The organism is Rhodopseudomonas palustris BisB18, assembly GCF_000013745.1.
Taxonomy (GTDB): domain Bacteria; phylum Pseudomonadota; class Alphaproteobacteria; order Rhizobiales; family Xanthobacteraceae; genus Rhodopseudomonas_A; species Rhodopseudomonas_A palustris_F.
The window spans coordinates 1,068,491-1,080,586 of sequence record NC_007925.1 but is presented as its reverse complement, the minus strand read 5'-3'; the positions used below and the strand labels follow the sequence as shown (position 1 = coordinate 1,080,586).

General features: G+C 63.1%; 15 protein-coding genes and 1 pseudogene. 5 read left to right on the top strand and 11 right to left on the bottom strand.

What is annotated here, in order from left to right; translation table 11 throughout:
• Positions 1 to 283 precede the first annotated feature (283 nt).
• The gene (locus RPC_RS04965; protein ID WP_041801405.1) at positions 284 to 1,798 is read left to right on the top strand and encodes a flagellar hook-length control protein FliK; all 1,515 of its coding nucleotides are present in this window, start codon (positions 284 to 286) and stop codon (positions 1,796 to 1,798) included.
• 10 nt (positions 1,799 to 1,808) lie between these two features.
• Entirely contained in the window at positions 1,809 to 2,522 is a 714-nt protein-coding gene (locus RPC_RS04960) for a flagellar hook assembly protein FlgD (protein WP_011471462.1), read from the top strand.
• 19 nt (positions 2,523 to 2,541) lie between these two features.
• Here the strand turns inward: RPC_RS04960 and RPC_RS04955 are convergent, their stop codons facing one another.
• The gene (locus RPC_RS04955; protein WP_011471461.1) at positions 2,542 to 3,351 is read right to left on the bottom strand and encodes a lytic murein transglycosylase; all 810 of its coding nucleotides are present in this window, start codon (positions 3,349 to 3,351) and stop codon (positions 2,542 to 2,544) included.
• A 299-nt stretch (positions 3,352 to 3,650) separates the two neighbouring features.
• On the opposite strand from RPC_RS04955, the gene RPC_RS04950 reads away from it, so the two are divergent.
• Positions 3,651 to 4,022: a hypothetical protein gene (locus RPC_RS04950; protein ID WP_011471460.1), complete on the top strand. Its 372-nt coding sequence runs from the start codon at positions 3,651 to 3,653 to the stop codon at positions 4,020 to 4,022.
• 374 nt (positions 4,023 to 4,396) lie between these two features.
• Here RPC_RS04950 and RPC_RS04945 read toward each other — a convergent pair whose 3' ends face one another.
• The 3 genes from RPC_RS04945 to RPC_RS04935 form a co-directional block, all read right to left on the bottom strand.
• Positions 4,397 to 4,960 (bottom strand): type 1 glutamine amidotransferase domain-containing protein, encoded by a 564-nt coding sequence (locus RPC_RS04945; protein WP_011471459.1) that lies wholly within the window; start codon positions 4,958 to 4,960, stop codon positions 4,397 to 4,399.
• A 233-nt stretch (positions 4,961 to 5,193) separates the two neighbouring features.
• Positions 5,194 to 6,855: a hydroxylamine reductase gene (gene hcp / locus RPC_RS04940; protein ID WP_041802461.1), complete on the bottom strand. Its 1,662-nt coding sequence runs from the start codon at positions 6,853 to 6,855 to the stop codon at positions 5,194 to 5,196.
• Positions 6,856 to 7,332: 477 nt separating this feature from the next.
• Positions 7,333 to 7,656, bottom strand: coding sequence for a cupin domain-containing protein (locus RPC_RS04935; RefSeq protein WP_011471457.1), 324 nt, complete (start codon positions 7,654 to 7,656; stop codon positions 7,333 to 7,335).
• A gap of 223 nt (positions 7,657 to 7,879) precedes the next feature.
• Between RPC_RS04935 and RPC_RS04930 the strand changes: the two genes are divergently transcribed.
• Together RPC_RS04930 and RPC_RS26685 are read left to right on the top strand one after the other, a co-directional pair.
• Positions 7,880 to 8,296, top strand: a complete 417-nt coding sequence (locus tag RPC_RS04930; RefSeq protein ID WP_011471456.1) for a DUF5413 family protein — start codon at positions 7,880 to 7,882, stop codon at positions 8,294 to 8,296.
• A gap of 80 nt (positions 8,297 to 8,376) precedes the next feature.
• Positions 8,377 to 8,910, top strand: a complete 534-nt coding sequence (locus RPC_RS26685) for a GNAT family N-acetyltransferase (RefSeq protein ID WP_011471455.1) — start codon at positions 8,377 to 8,379, stop codon at positions 8,908 to 8,910.
• Between the two features lie 251 nt (positions 8,911 to 9,161).
• On the opposite strand, the pseudogene RPC_RS26680 reads toward RPC_RS26685, so the two are convergent.
• The 7 genes and pseudogenes from RPC_RS26680 to RPC_RS04890 all read right to left on the bottom strand — a co-directional run.
• Positions 9,162 to 9,251: pseudogene (locus RPC_RS26680) on the bottom strand (HNH endonuclease); the annotation flags it as partial.
• A 137-nt stretch (positions 9,252 to 9,388) separates the two neighbouring features.
• Complete coding sequence (locus RPC_RS04915) at positions 9,389 to 9,787, bottom strand: hypothetical protein (protein ID WP_041801403.1); 399 nt, start codon at positions 9,785 to 9,787, stop codon at positions 9,389 to 9,391.
• Entirely contained in the window at positions 9,784 to 10,125 is a 342-nt protein-coding gene (locus RPC_RS25965) for a hypothetical protein (protein ID WP_157043136.1), read from the bottom strand. Before RPC_RS25965 ends, RPC_RS04915 begins: the two co-directional genes overlap by 4 nt.
• A 5-nt stretch (positions 10,126 to 10,130) precedes the next feature.
• Positions 10,131 to 10,451 carry a hypothetical protein gene (locus RPC_RS04905; RefSeq protein WP_011471453.1) on the bottom strand — a complete coding sequence of 107 codons (321 nt, stop codon included), beginning with the start codon at positions 10,449 to 10,451 and terminating at the stop codon, positions 10,131 to 10,133.
• Complete coding sequence (locus RPC_RS04900; RefSeq protein ID WP_011471452.1) at positions 10,444 to 10,791, bottom strand: MarR family transcriptional regulator; 348 nt, start codon at positions 10,789 to 10,791, stop codon at positions 10,444 to 10,446. The genes RPC_RS04905 and RPC_RS04900 overlap by 8 nt, the downstream gene beginning before the upstream one ends.
• A gap of 766 nt (positions 10,792 to 11,557) precedes the next feature.
• Positions 11,558 to 11,755 carry a type II toxin-antitoxin system HicA family toxin gene (locus RPC_RS04895; RefSeq protein WP_011471450.1) on the bottom strand — a complete coding sequence of 66 codons (198 nt, stop codon included), beginning with the start codon at positions 11,753 to 11,755 and terminating at the stop codon, positions 11,558 to 11,560.
• Positions 11,755 to 11,988, bottom strand: a complete 234-nt coding sequence (locus tag RPC_RS04890) for a DUF1902 domain-containing protein (protein WP_157043135.1) — start codon at positions 11,986 to 11,988, stop codon at positions 11,755 to 11,757. Before RPC_RS04890 ends, RPC_RS04895 begins: the two co-directional genes overlap by 1 nt.
• Positions 11,989 to 12,096: the final 108 nt, after the last annotated feature.

Here is a 12,096-nt window from a genome sequence, read left to right as displayed (position 1 = left end):
CGATTGCGGCGCCGGCGCCGAACCAGCGCGCGGAGGCCAAGTTCGGAGCGTCGAAAGCCAAGGCTTTAATATAGGCCGCATCCCGGAGAGGCAATCACCGACGCGGTTTTGCCGCGGCAGAACGGCAAGTCTTGCCGAGTTGCAGCAAAGATCGCCCCAGGGGCGCCCCGGGGCGGCTTCCTCCCCTTCCCCCATGCCATTGAAATATCAAAAGAAATTCCAGCGCTCCGGACTGGCGCGGTCCTTGCTGAGGGCAAGTGGAATTACCGCAGAGGTCGTGCCCGTGCTCAGCGTCAAATCGGAAACCGTCAGCTCACCCCTTCCCGACCCGCGGTCAAACGCGCGCCAGGAGCGCTCTGCGCCCGCGGACAGCTTCGCCGCGCTGGTCGACAGCAGCAGCGCGGCGGACCGCAGCGACTATCGTCAAAGCACCATCGACCAGGCCGCCCAGCGACGAGCCGACGACCGCACCACGGCCAGCGACCCGTCCGCACGCGCCAATGCGGCATCCGACAATGCCGACCGCGCGCAGGATCGCCGCGACGACGCCAAGCAGTCCGCCAACGCCGCCGACAAGCGTGATGCCAGCGACGCCCGAGCGAATTCCGACGCCGCGCCCGCGAGCAAGCCGAAGCCGAACGCCGACAAAGCGAGCAAAGACGCCGCCTCGGACGGCAAGAAATCCACCGACGGTTCCGCCGCCGACGATGCCGCGACCGCTGCCGGCGCCGTGCAGCCAGATGCCGCTGTCGCGGCGGTCGCCGTCGGAATCACAATCCCGGTCGCGACCACCGCCGACAGTTCCGCCGTCGCCACCGATCCGGCTGCCGGCGCAACGGCCGTCGCCGCCACGGCCGCGGCCTTGCTTGCCTTGCAGAGTGAGGCGGGGAAGACCGCCACCGGCACCACCGAGACCGACGCCGCCACCACCACCGCGAATCCGGCTCTGACCGCGGCAATGGCCGCAACTACGGCAACGACCGGCAAATCGGCCGCCAAAACCGGGCAGCCGGGCAACGGCGCCGATGTCGCGGCGAAAGCCGATTCCGCCGAGACGCCGACGCTTGCGACCGCGACGCCCGCCAACGGCGCGGCCGCGGCGCAGACCCAGGCTGCCGCGTCCGACAAGCCGAAACAGGCCGACGCCAAGCCGACGGCGACCGAGGGCGACGGCACGGCCACCACCGCGCCCGCCGCGGATCAGGCCCCGGCGCAGCCGCGGCATCATGCCGACCCCGCCGCCGCCACCGCGCAATCGCGCGGCACCGCAGCCGACCCGACGACCAACGCCATTCCGCAGCAAGCCCAGCTGCCCGCGGCCGCCGCTCAGATTCCGGCGGCGCAATTGACCGCGACGCTGGCCACCAATGCGGCGGTGCCGATGGACCGGTTGGCGGTCGAAATCGCCGCCACCGCGCAAAGCGGCAACAGCCGGTTCGAAATCCGGCTCGACCCCGCCGAACTCGGCCGCATCGATGTGCGGATCGACGTCGACCGCCACGGCAACGTCACCTCGCATCTCACAGTCGAGAAGCCGGAGACGCTGGCGATGCTGCGCAACGACGCGCCGCAATTGCAGCGCGCGCTCGACGACGCCGGGCTGAAGACCGGCGACGGCGGCATGCAATTCAGCCTGCGTGATCAGTCCTCCGGACAGAACAACAATCAGAACGACGAACGCGGCGGCAACTATCAGCGGCTCTTGATAGGCGACGACGACAGCGCGCCGATCGCCGCGGTCGGACGCAGCTACGGACGGATGCTGGGCTCAACCACCGGCGTAGATATCAGGGTCTGAGGAGAACATCATGGCAGTCGAAGCAACCACCCCGGGCCCCATCGTCTCGGCCCCTGCGGTACAAAAACCGTCCGACACCTCGACGACCACCGGCAAGACGACCGGGATCGCGGACAATTTCCAGACCTTCCTGACGCTGCTGACGACGCAGCTGCAGAACCAGAACCCGCTGGATCCGCTGGACACCAACCAGTTCACCCAGCAATTGGTGCAATTCGCCGGCGTCGAACAGCAGCTGAAATCCAACAGCCAGCTGGAATCGCTGGTCAAGCTGCAGACCGGCGCGCAAGCCACCCAGGCGCTGAATTTCGTCGGCGCCACCGCCGTGGTCGACGGCAAGACCACCGAATTGACCAAGGGAGTCGCGGCCTGGGGCATCAACGTGCCGAAGAGCTCGACCGTCACCGTCAACATCACCAATGCGACCGGCCAGACCGTGTTTTCCGGCGACTACAAGATGGCGGCCGGCGATCACCAGAGCTTCGTCTGGGACGGCAAGGGCAGCGACGGCACGCAATGGCCGAACGGCAAATACACCATCTCGGCGGTCGGCAAGGACGTCGACGGCAAGAACGTCGCGGTCTCCACCGAGATCCAGGGCCTGGTGGATTCCGCCGACCTGTCGAAGACGCCGCCGATGCTGTCGATCGGCGGGCAGAGCTTCACGGTCGATCAGATCCGCAAGGTGGTGCTGCCGGCGACGCTGCCGACCACCCCCAAGTAATCGCCGTAGCAGGCGGGGTCTAGCCGCCGCGCGCCAGCCGGTCGGCGAAATAGCCGATGGTCTTGCGATAGATCGTCGCCCTGTTCCACTCGCGCATCGCCTCGAAATTCGCCGAGCCCTCTTCGTAGGAGCCGCCGGCGCGCCACCCCGCGGTCTTCAACAGGTTGGCGGTGGAGGCCAGCACGTCCGGCACGCTGTGGCGCAGGTCGACGTGGCCGTTGCCGTCGAAATCGACGCCGTATTTGATGTAGGACGACGGCAGAAACTGGGTCTGGCCGATTTCGCCGGCATAGGCGCCGACCATGTCGCGCAGCCCGAGGTCGCCGCGCTGCACGATCTGCAGCGCCGCCAACAGCTCGCCCTGAAACAATTCGGTGCGGCGGCAATCATGCGCCATCGTCGCCAGCACCCGGAATACCGGCAGCTTGCCCATATCGCCGGTGCCGTAATCGGTCTCCAGGCCCCAAATCGCCACCAGAATCTGCGGCGGCACGCCGAACTGCCGTTCGATCCGCGACAACAGCGAGGCATGGCGGATCAACATCGCCTGCCCGGTCTTGATCCGGCCGGGGCCGACCCGGGTCGAGACATATTGCTCGAAGCTCTTGTTGAAGGTGCCGCGCTGGCGGCGGTCGAACGACAGCACCGCGGGATCCTGGGTGACTCCGCCCAGCGCCTGGGCGATCACGCCTTGCGAAATCCCCTGCGCCGCGGCCTCGCGCGAGATGCTGGCGACGAAGGTCTGGAAGTCGCCGCCGCAGGACGCCGCCTGAGCCGGAGCCGCGGCGCCGAGCGCCAGCAGCAAAATTGCAAGACGTAGCCTGATCATATGAAACCGTTCCCCTGGCGAGAGATTATTAGGCATGATGTCGACCGGCTGAAGCACGGCTCACCCGCAGGTGCACCGCGCTGCGACGGCGGCAAAGCGAATTTGAATCAAAGGCCCGCAACAGATTAGAGGTTGATGGGTGGTTTTGGTTCAGAACTGATTTGTAGCACGAGGCAGGATCGCATGAGCTGGTGAATCGGTCCACGCGCGGACGCAACACTAGCACAGCGTCCGTGGTGGAAATTAGACGGCTGCGTTACGCTGCCGTCATGGCCGCAAACGGCGAAGGAAACACTCCGATGCGCGATGACCCCGCGGCCCCCGAGCGATGGTTTGCGACGCTGCGGCAACCGCTGTTTCGGCTGCTGGCGATCAACCTTGCGGGCGGGGCTGTGGTGGCCGCGTTGTTGACCGGCGGCCTGTTGCTGCTCAACCCCGGCCGGCTGCGCGAGCTGATCTTCGCCGACGCCTCTCCCGGTACCGCGCTCGGCCTGTTGCTGTTCGGCTTCGTCGTCACCTTCGGCTCGGCGGCGATGGGCACGGCGGTGATGGCGATGGGACAGGACGTCGAGGACAAGGATGGGCGCGGTGGCGGCCATCGCAAGCCGACGCTTGGCTTGCCTGTGCCGGTGCGGGCGGCCGCGCCGGCCAACACCGAGCGCCGGCGGTGAACTGACCGCGAGCTGCGCGCCCGACCGAGCTCGAAATAATGTTCACGCCAGTTGTACCCCGCCCCAGCCCCTCCACGTCCACCGCATCCCGCCCCGCGGTCGTGACGATCGCCAACGCCCCTCCCATCGGGGCGGAACGGCTGGGAGTCTTTTCTTGGCGGGGACAGTGTCAAGCGATTGGCGAACTCCTCTCCAAGGACAAAGCTGGTGTCGACAAAGCTGGTGTCCCGGACGCGGTGCAGCGCGTTGCGCTGCTCCGCGAGCCGGGACCGTTCCAACGGCAGCATCCGTAACGGCCCCGGCTCTGCAGCGCACCGCGCCGCAAACACGGCGCGTTGCACTGCATCCGAGGCTCGCCACGTCAAGCACAGAGCTTACGCGGCGCGGCGCTGGTGGCGGCCTTCGCGGATCTCCTCGATGATCTTGTTGGAAAAATCTTCGAGGTCGCCGGGGTTGCGCGAGGTGATCACGCCCTGGTCGGTGACCACCGAAGAATCCTCCCACTGCGCGCCGGCGTTGATCACGTCGGTCTTGATCGCGTGATACGAGGTCATCTTCTTGCCCTTGGCGATCCCGGTCTCGATCAACAGCCAGGGCGCGTGGCACACCGCCGCCACCACCTTGCCTCCGTCATAGAACGCCTTGATCAGCTTCAGCGCCTCGGCGTTGACGCGCAACAGATCCGGATTGATCTGGCCGCCGGGCAGCACCAGCGCGTCGTAATCGTCGGCCTTCGCCGCCGAGAGCGCCTTGTCGACCTTCACCGGCCGACCCCAATCTTTCTCGTCCCAGCCTTTGATCTCGCCGGTTTCCGGCGAGGCGATCTCCACCTTGGCGCCGGCAGCGGTGAGCCGGTCGCGCGGCACTTCGAGTTCCGATTGCTCAAAGCCGTTGGTGGCGAGAATGAGCACGCGTTTGCCGTCGAGTTGGCCTGCCATGTTGAAATCTCCGATTGTTCGGGTCGCCCCCGCACGCTGCTAATGGCGCAGCCGGAGGATCGTTCCGATCGGAGACCGCGCGAACAGCCCGCGACATCACGAGATTTTGTTATGCAGCAAATGTAGCCCGTATGAGCGACGCGAAATCCGGGGCTTGGCTATCCCGGATATCGCTCCGCTCATCCGGCTACAGGCTACAGGCGCGCCGCGTTGCCTTCCTTGTTTGCGTCCGTTTACGCCGCCAGCATGTCGCTGAGATCCTGTTCCGGCGACGTGATCAGCTTGAGACCGAATTGCTGGTTCAGGATGCCCACCAGATTCGGCGTGAGGAAACCCGGCGCGGTGGGGCCGACGCGGATGTCCTTGATGCCGAGCGCGAGCAGCGTCAGCAGGATCACGATCGCCTTCTGTTCGAACCACGACAGCACCAGCGACAGCGGCAATTCGTTGACGCCGCAGCCGAACGCATCCGCCAGCGCCAAGGCCAGCTGGATCGCCGAATAGGCGTCGTTGCATTGGCCGACGTCGAGCAGCCGCGGAATGCCGTTGATGTCGCCGAATTCCAGCGCGTTGAAGCGGAATTTGCCGCAGGCGAGCGTCAGGATCACGCTGTCCTGCGGCACCGACTGCGCCAGCTCGGTGTAGTAGGAACGCTCGTTCTTGTCGCCGTCGCAACCGCCGATCAGGAAGAAGTGCTTGATGTTGCCGGCCTTGACCTGGTCGATCACCGCCGGCGCCGCCTGCATCAAGGCGTTGCGGGCAAAGCCGGTGGTGGTGTAGTGCGGCGCCTCATCCGCGGCAAAACCCTCCATCGCCAGCGCCTTGTCGATCGCAAGCGAAAAATCGCTGCCTTCGATGTGCTGCACGCCGGGCCAGCCGACGATCGAGCGGGTGTAGATGCGGTCGCCATATTGCCCGACATTCGGATCGATCAGGCAGTTCGAGGTCATCACGATGGCGCCGGGAAAGCTTGCGAATTCGCGCTGCTGATTCTGCCAGGCGGTGCCGTAATTGCCGACCAAATGGGAGTATTTCTTCAGCGCCGGATAGGCGTGGGCGGGCAGCATTTCGCCGTTGGTGTAGACGTTGATGCCTTTGCCCGCGGTCTGCTGCAGGATCAGTTCGAGATCGTGCATGTCGTGGCCGGAGACCAGAATGGCCTTGCCTTTGACCGCGCGCATGTTGACGCGGGTCGGTTCGGGATGGCCGAAAGTCTGCGTGCCGCCGGCGTCGAGCATCTCCATGACGCGGTAGTTGAGATGGCCGATGTCCATCGCGCATGTGAACAGCGTGTCGATGTCGCCGGGATCTTCGCCCAGGAACGCCATGAATTCATGGAAGCGGCCGTAGACCTCGGCATCGCTCTGCCCCAGCACGCGGGCGTGCTCCAGATAGGCCGCGGCACCTTTCAGGCCGTACAGGCACAACAGCCGCAGCCCGAGCGCGTCCTCGCCGATCGACGCCTTGTCGGCGTTGAGCGCGACGCGGCCGGCTTGCTGCAGCACCGCCGCGCGATCGTCCGGCAACTCATAATCGGCCGCCAGCGGCAATAGCTGCGGCGCGACGCCCTGTTCGGCGCAGGCGGCGAGATAGCGCGTCCGCAGCCGGTCGCGATAGCCGATCGCGCGGCGGCTGAAATCGACAATGCGCGCGGCATCGAAATTGACGTTGGTCAGCGTGGCAAAGAAGCCCTGCGGCACATAGGCGTCGACCTCGGCGTCGACGATGCCGACGCTGCGCGCCGCCTTGGCGTACATCGAGACGCCCTGCAACAGCCGCACCAGCATGTCCTGCAGATCGGAGATCTCGGCGGTCTTGCCGCACATCCCGCGTTGATAGCTGCAGCCATTGCCTTTCGGCGCGCGAATGGTGTGTTCACATTGGATACAAAACATCGGGCATTCCATATGGGTCGGGTGAGACGGGAAGACGGCGAGCGCACCAGGTTTTTCTTCGGGGCGGGGTCGGCTGCGGTGCGGGGACGGGTATAGGCGGCGGAATCGCCGGCTCGTTGTGCTGGCACAACCTCAATGCAGAGAGCCCGTCGGCGCGGCGCCGTCATCCTGAGCGCCGTCATCCTGACGCGCCCGAACACCGCGAGGGCCTCGAAGGATGGCGCCATACGGATGTCGGATCATGGCAGCGGCCATCCTTCGAGACACCCGGCTTCGCCGGGTTCCTCAGGATGACGGTGAGCCTGTGGTCATCTCGAAGGAGGAGCCGGCCGTAGGGTGGGCAAAGCGAAGCGTGCCCACCTCGACTGCGCGGCCTCGCAAGGGTGGGCACGGCGCAACCGCGCCTTTGCCCACCCTACATTCTTACGGTCTAACATTCTCATGGTCGTCATCGGAGGCCCCTCGGCCGCCAAGCGATCACCGAAAGAACACCGCCAGCCACACCGTCGGCGGATCGGCTTGCGTCGCCTCGACGCGGTGGCGGGCATGGGCGGGAATTTCCACCAGGCTGCCGGGACGCAGCTCGATCAGCCGGTCGCCTTCTTCGAAGCGCAGCGTTGCCGCCCCCGCCAGCAGCACCACGACTTCGGTCTCGGCCTGATCGTACCAGAACCCCGGCGGGCTCGCCTGCCCGGTCGAGACGATGCGCTCGAAGCGAACACCGTCGCGCGACAGCAGCGTCTCCAGGGCTTCGTCCGGCCCCGGCGGCGGCAGTTGCTCGAGCAGATCCATCACGAACATCCGCGTCCCCTCCGTCTCCGGATCCGCTGTTAGCACACCGACGGCCGCAGATGGAGACCGCCGGCGCCCTGCCGCGGCGCAGCACGAGGCGCGCGCCGCCCGGCATTTTCCGCGCAGCGGTGTGCCGGCCGCGGCGATCCGGACCCGCGGAGCAGACTCCGGCTATCCAAGCGAACGGAAAATTGCCACAACATCGGCGTGGTTTGGTGGGTGCGGAGGTGAGATGAAGCGCTATTTGATTTTCGCGTTGATCGGCCCGTCGCTCGGCGGCTTCCTGCTGCTGATCGCGACCACGGTGCTGTCGGGCTATTGGGACAGGACCTCGCTGTCCGAAGTCGGCAAGCTGCTGGTGATCCTGTTCTCGACGCTGCAATACAGCTACCTGTTCGGGCTATTGCCGTCGCTGATGATGGCGGCGATCGACGACATTCTGGCGCATGTCAAAGGCTTGCCGCTCGCGCTGCGCATGGCGATCGGCGGCGCGGTCGCCTTCGTCGCCACCGCGCTGATGTATGGCGGCCGCGGCGCCGATAGCGGCGTCAAGCAGTTCGTGCTGTACGGGCTGGTCGGGCTGGTGCCGACGCTGCTGAATTGCTGGCTGTCGCGCAACGTCACGCCGAAGGAGGTGGCGAGCGCGTAACGCCGTGGCGCCGACCCGACTGGCGCAACCGGACGAAGCCGCGCTGTTGGCGCAGCTAGATCGCGGCGTCGTTCGCCGAGGTGGCCGAGCGGCTCAGGCTCACCCGCGACAACTGTCCGTCGCACCCCTCCTTCACCGATCAAGCCGTGATCCGCCGCAGCTTCGGCTACGGCACGGTGTTTCTGCTGACGCCCGACGACGGCGCGGCCTGCGGCTGCGTCGGGGTGCGCCGGCCGAAAGACGGCATCTGCGCGCTGGAGAAACTGGCGGTGCTGCCGTCCGCGCGCCGCCACGGCCTCGGCCGCGCGCTGGTGGAAGCCGCCGCGGTGGTGGCCGCCGACTGGGGCGCCACGCAGCTCGAGGCGAGCATCATCGCCTCGGAGCGCGATCTGGCGCGCTGGTACCAGAGCCTCGGCTTTGTGCCGCTGCGCACCGCGCGGTTTCCGCAACTGCCGTTCGAGGTAAAATCTTGTCAAGAGGGACGCTTGACTCTTGTTGCCGCAGGCTTCTTCGTTGTGCGACGACCAACCGTTGCGCCACCCGGAACGACGCCCCCCATTACTTGGCGCAGACGTACACGGTCACCTTGCTGCCAAGCCTCAACCAATTGTTGACCCTTCGCATTTATGTTCACAGCATATGTAACGAGCTGCCAGTTGTTGTTTGATTTCTGCTCAGCAACTGCAAAACCCGCGGCGATAAGGCGTGCAAAGTGGAGAAGGCCGTCACCAGAAACCACGAGAAAATCTTTCTTACATGAATTCAAGAACAGCAGCCGGTCGATTGCTTCAACATCAAAAGCACGCGTGATCGCCACTATCATCGACTTATAAACGTAAATAGACTCCGCTTTTATAGTCCCGCGATGGTAAAGTGCATGACACGTCGGGCAGAGCGCAATCAGGTTAGACGAGTCGTCGGTGCCTCCGGCGGATACTTCCCAAATATGATGCATGTCGAGGGCTAAGATATTGCGGCACGTCGGAACAGCGCAGCGGTATCCCGTTTCAGTCAGAACAATTACCCGCGTTTTCAAAGGCAGATTTTCGCGTTCGCGGGGCTTTGCTTCACGCATCTCAGAGTTTTGCCTGACTACTTAGTGTCGCCGATTATCGACTTGATCGTTGATTTCGGAAGACGACGAAAAAGGTTGGTCCACTCGACTACGATCGAACCATCCTCCTCAGCCTTATCTCGCAGTAAGTCGACTTCGTAGAGAGGCTTAAGGTGGTGATGCAGCGCCTGCTTACTGTTGTACCCGAAGATCGTCTGAAGGTGTGACTTCGTCTTGGGCTGCTCGCACTCCTTCATGATTTTCTTTGCGTCCTTCGTCTTAAGGTGCTCTTGAACGTACTGCTTAACCACAGGCGCGTTTGAGATGCTCTGAATTGTCTCAATCGCGTTCAACCGGTCCTTGATGGCGACGAGCTCATCTTGAATCGGCTGAGATTTGACCTCGATAGCGTCCTTCTTGGACCTTCTGTCGCTCACGACTTCTCGCCCACCTTTGTCGACGTCCCACCATCCATAAGACCGAAATCAGACAAGTCAAAAAGCCTAGCTCGCTTCTTGTCTCCATTGCTTTCCATCAGGCCCATTGAAGTGCAACGGCTCGCCAAAGCAAGCAAAGCATTCGGACTCATTTTACAAGCTATGCGCACTTGTTCCATTGACGCGGTGCCATCAAGCATTTGATAGGCCATTCGCGATTTTTGGTCGCTAAGCGTTGCTTCAAGTAACGCTTTCACCGGACTATGAGCAGCAGCACGAATCCAATTTCGAATCTCGAGAATCGCTTTTAAGAGTTGTTCTTCATTTTGTTCTTGCATTGTCTTCAAAAAAAATTCGGAGGAATGGAAATAGCCAACTTTGGTCTCTTCGCATCACCATCTAGCAGATGGGCCTTTTGAAGTTTGCCGACCATGCTACTAAGGTCGCCCTTATGTACGGATGTCGCCCCGTGAATCTCAGTCTGGGTCCGAGTCCCGTTCATCAAGAGCACAGATTTCTGCTTGGCGACGCTTTTGCCCACGATCTCGTGCAGGGCAGTGCGCAGCTTTGCATCGCGCTGGGCAATCTTGTCTTCGGCGAGCAATTCTAACAGTCCGCAAATTTTTCGGGCCGTCTCCAAAAGCTCGGCGGAATCGTCACTCATCAGACTCCCCTTGTTGTTCGAAGAACGTAGATGGAATCGAAAGAGCGAGTTTTGGTTGTCTTGAATCGCCTGTCAGGAGTCCTGTACTTTTCAGGTTTTTCACCAAAACACTCATGTTGCCCTTGGTAATCCCACACTCGTTGACGATCCCTGCCTGAGTCCTTGTACCATCCATCAGAAGAATGGCTTTGGCCTTCTTTCCCGTTACGCTGCCCGCGATAGCGCGAAGCGCACCACGCAGCTTTTTGTCCCGCTGAGCAATTGCGGGCTCGGCAACCAAACGAAGAAGGTCTCGCATCTCCACGAGAACCGAAAGCATCTGCGCAGAAAGATCGGTCATTTCTTAGTCGCACCAACATGCTCAAAGAGGTCTAAAGGGGCAGAACAAGTCAACTTGAGGAGCTTGTCATCAGGACCGACTAATCCGGCACCACGCAAAGCTTTAATCAAACGACTCAAATTTCCAACGTCCATCCCGCATTGTTTCTGAATAGCGGCCTGCGAGCGGGTGCCGTCCATGAGAACTACAGCCTCGGCCTTCTGTCTACTCTTTCCAACAAGCTCCAGAAGAGATGCTCGAAGTCGCTGATCGCGCTTGGCTAGCGCGGGCTCAGCGATTAGGCGTAGTAAATCTCGAATCTCTCGCAAGAGCTCAGAATCGTCGGACATAACAACAACATAATGAGGCAAGAGCCGCTGTCAATCCTGAGTTGAACCGGGTGCACAGTTGTTAACGCGTAGCGAGCGTAGCCCCGGATTGCGCTTCGCTTCATCCGGGCTACAGGGCGTGATAGGCGCGATAGCCGTGACAGGAACGCAAAACGGCGGACCTTTGGCCCGCCGTTTTGGATGGATTGCCGGGAAGCCCGGCAATGACAGTCAGTATTGATTGATCGTCTCAGCAAGCGTAGCCCGCATGAGCGCAGCGATATGCGGGGCAGCGGTCCCGGATGTCGCGTCGCTCATCCGGGCTACGGACGGCCTTCTATTGGGGACGGCTGCTGTTGCCGCGCGGTTGGGGACGGTCGGGGATGGGTGGGTACGGCTGCGCCTCACCAGCCTACGTTTCCGACGGATTCAGAGGGCCTCGGTGAGGTGCGCCAATGTCAGAACGCCTTGGGCAGTCCGACTTGCCGCAGGATGCCGTTGGCGGTGTGACGGCTGGGAATGCCGATCGGCACGGCGAAGTTGCGCTCGGTGATCGGGCTGTGCCAGATCTCGTGACTGCCCTTGCCCTGCCGCACCATCGCGCAGCCGGCGGCGCGCAGCAGCTCGCGCAATTCGCGGTCAAACTGCGGCGCCATCAGGCTGCCGGTTGCGCTTCACGCAAAGCGGTGATCTGCAAATAGACCTGCGCCGGATCGACGCCGGGATGATTGTCCGGCAACAGATCCAAAGTCATCGCAGAAACCTTGGCCAACAGTTCGTCAAGCGTGGGGGCGTCGGCCGCAGCCGGGATATCGTCGCAATGGCCGCTCCAGACGCCCGCGTCGGCGTCCCAAACCGCGGACACGGTGAAGATGACCGGCTTCGACATCATCGATGATCCACCAGCGGGTAGCTTAGGTTGAACGGCTTGTATTCGGTGGGCACGGCGCTGCGCGCCTTTGCCCACCCTACGATCTGTCTTCGACCGCGTCATCCT

Excerpts from the sequence above, each read along its gene's own strand:
- RPC_RS04895 (WP_011471450.1), bottom strand. The coding sequence starts at position 11,755 with ATGGCGCCGCAGTTTGACCGCGAATTGCGCGAGCTGCTGCGCGCCGCC.
- RPC_RS04945 (WP_011471459.1), bottom strand. The coding sequence starts at position 4,960 with ATGGCAGGCCAACTCGACGGCAAACGCGTGCTCATTCTCGCCACCAAC.
- hcp (WP_041802461.1), bottom strand. The coding sequence starts at position 6,855 with ATGTTTTGTATCCAATGTGAACACACCATTCGCGCGCCGAAAGGCAAT.
- RPC_RS04960 (WP_011471462.1), top strand. The coding sequence starts at position 1,809 with ATGGCAGTCGAAGCAACCACCCCGGGCCCCATCGTCTCGGCCCCTGCG.
- RPC_RS04930 (WP_011471456.1), top strand. The coding sequence starts at position 7,880 with ATGAAGCGCTATTTGATTTTCGCGTTGATCGGCCCGTCGCTCGGCGGC.
- RPC_RS04955 (WP_011471461.1), bottom strand. The coding sequence starts at position 3,351 with ATGATCAGGCTACGTCTTGCAATTTTGCTGCTGGCGCTCGGCGCCGCG.
- RPC_RS04900 (WP_011471452.1), bottom strand. The coding sequence starts at position 10,791 with ATGACCGATCTTTCTGCGCAGATGCTTTCGGTTCTCGTGGAGATGCGA.
- RPC_RS04935 (WP_011471457.1), bottom strand. The coding sequence starts at position 7,656 with ATGTTCGTGATGGATCTGCTCGAGCAACTGCCGCCGCCGGGGCCGGAC.
- RPC_RS04905 (WP_011471453.1), bottom strand. The coding sequence starts at position 10,451 with ATGAGTGACGATTCCGCCGAGCTTTTGGAGACGGCCCGAAAAATTTGC.
- RPC_RS04890 (WP_157043135.1), bottom strand. The coding sequence starts at position 11,988 with ATGTCGAAGCCGGTCATCTTCACCGTGTCCGCGGTTTGGGACGCCGAC.
- RPC_RS04950 (WP_011471460.1), top strand. The coding sequence starts at position 3,651 with ATGCGCGATGACCCCGCGGCCCCCGAGCGATGGTTTGCGACGCTGCGG.
- RPC_RS25965 (WP_157043136.1), bottom strand. The coding sequence starts at position 10,125 with ATGCAAGAACAAAATGAAGAACAACTCTTAAAAGCGATTCTCGAGATT.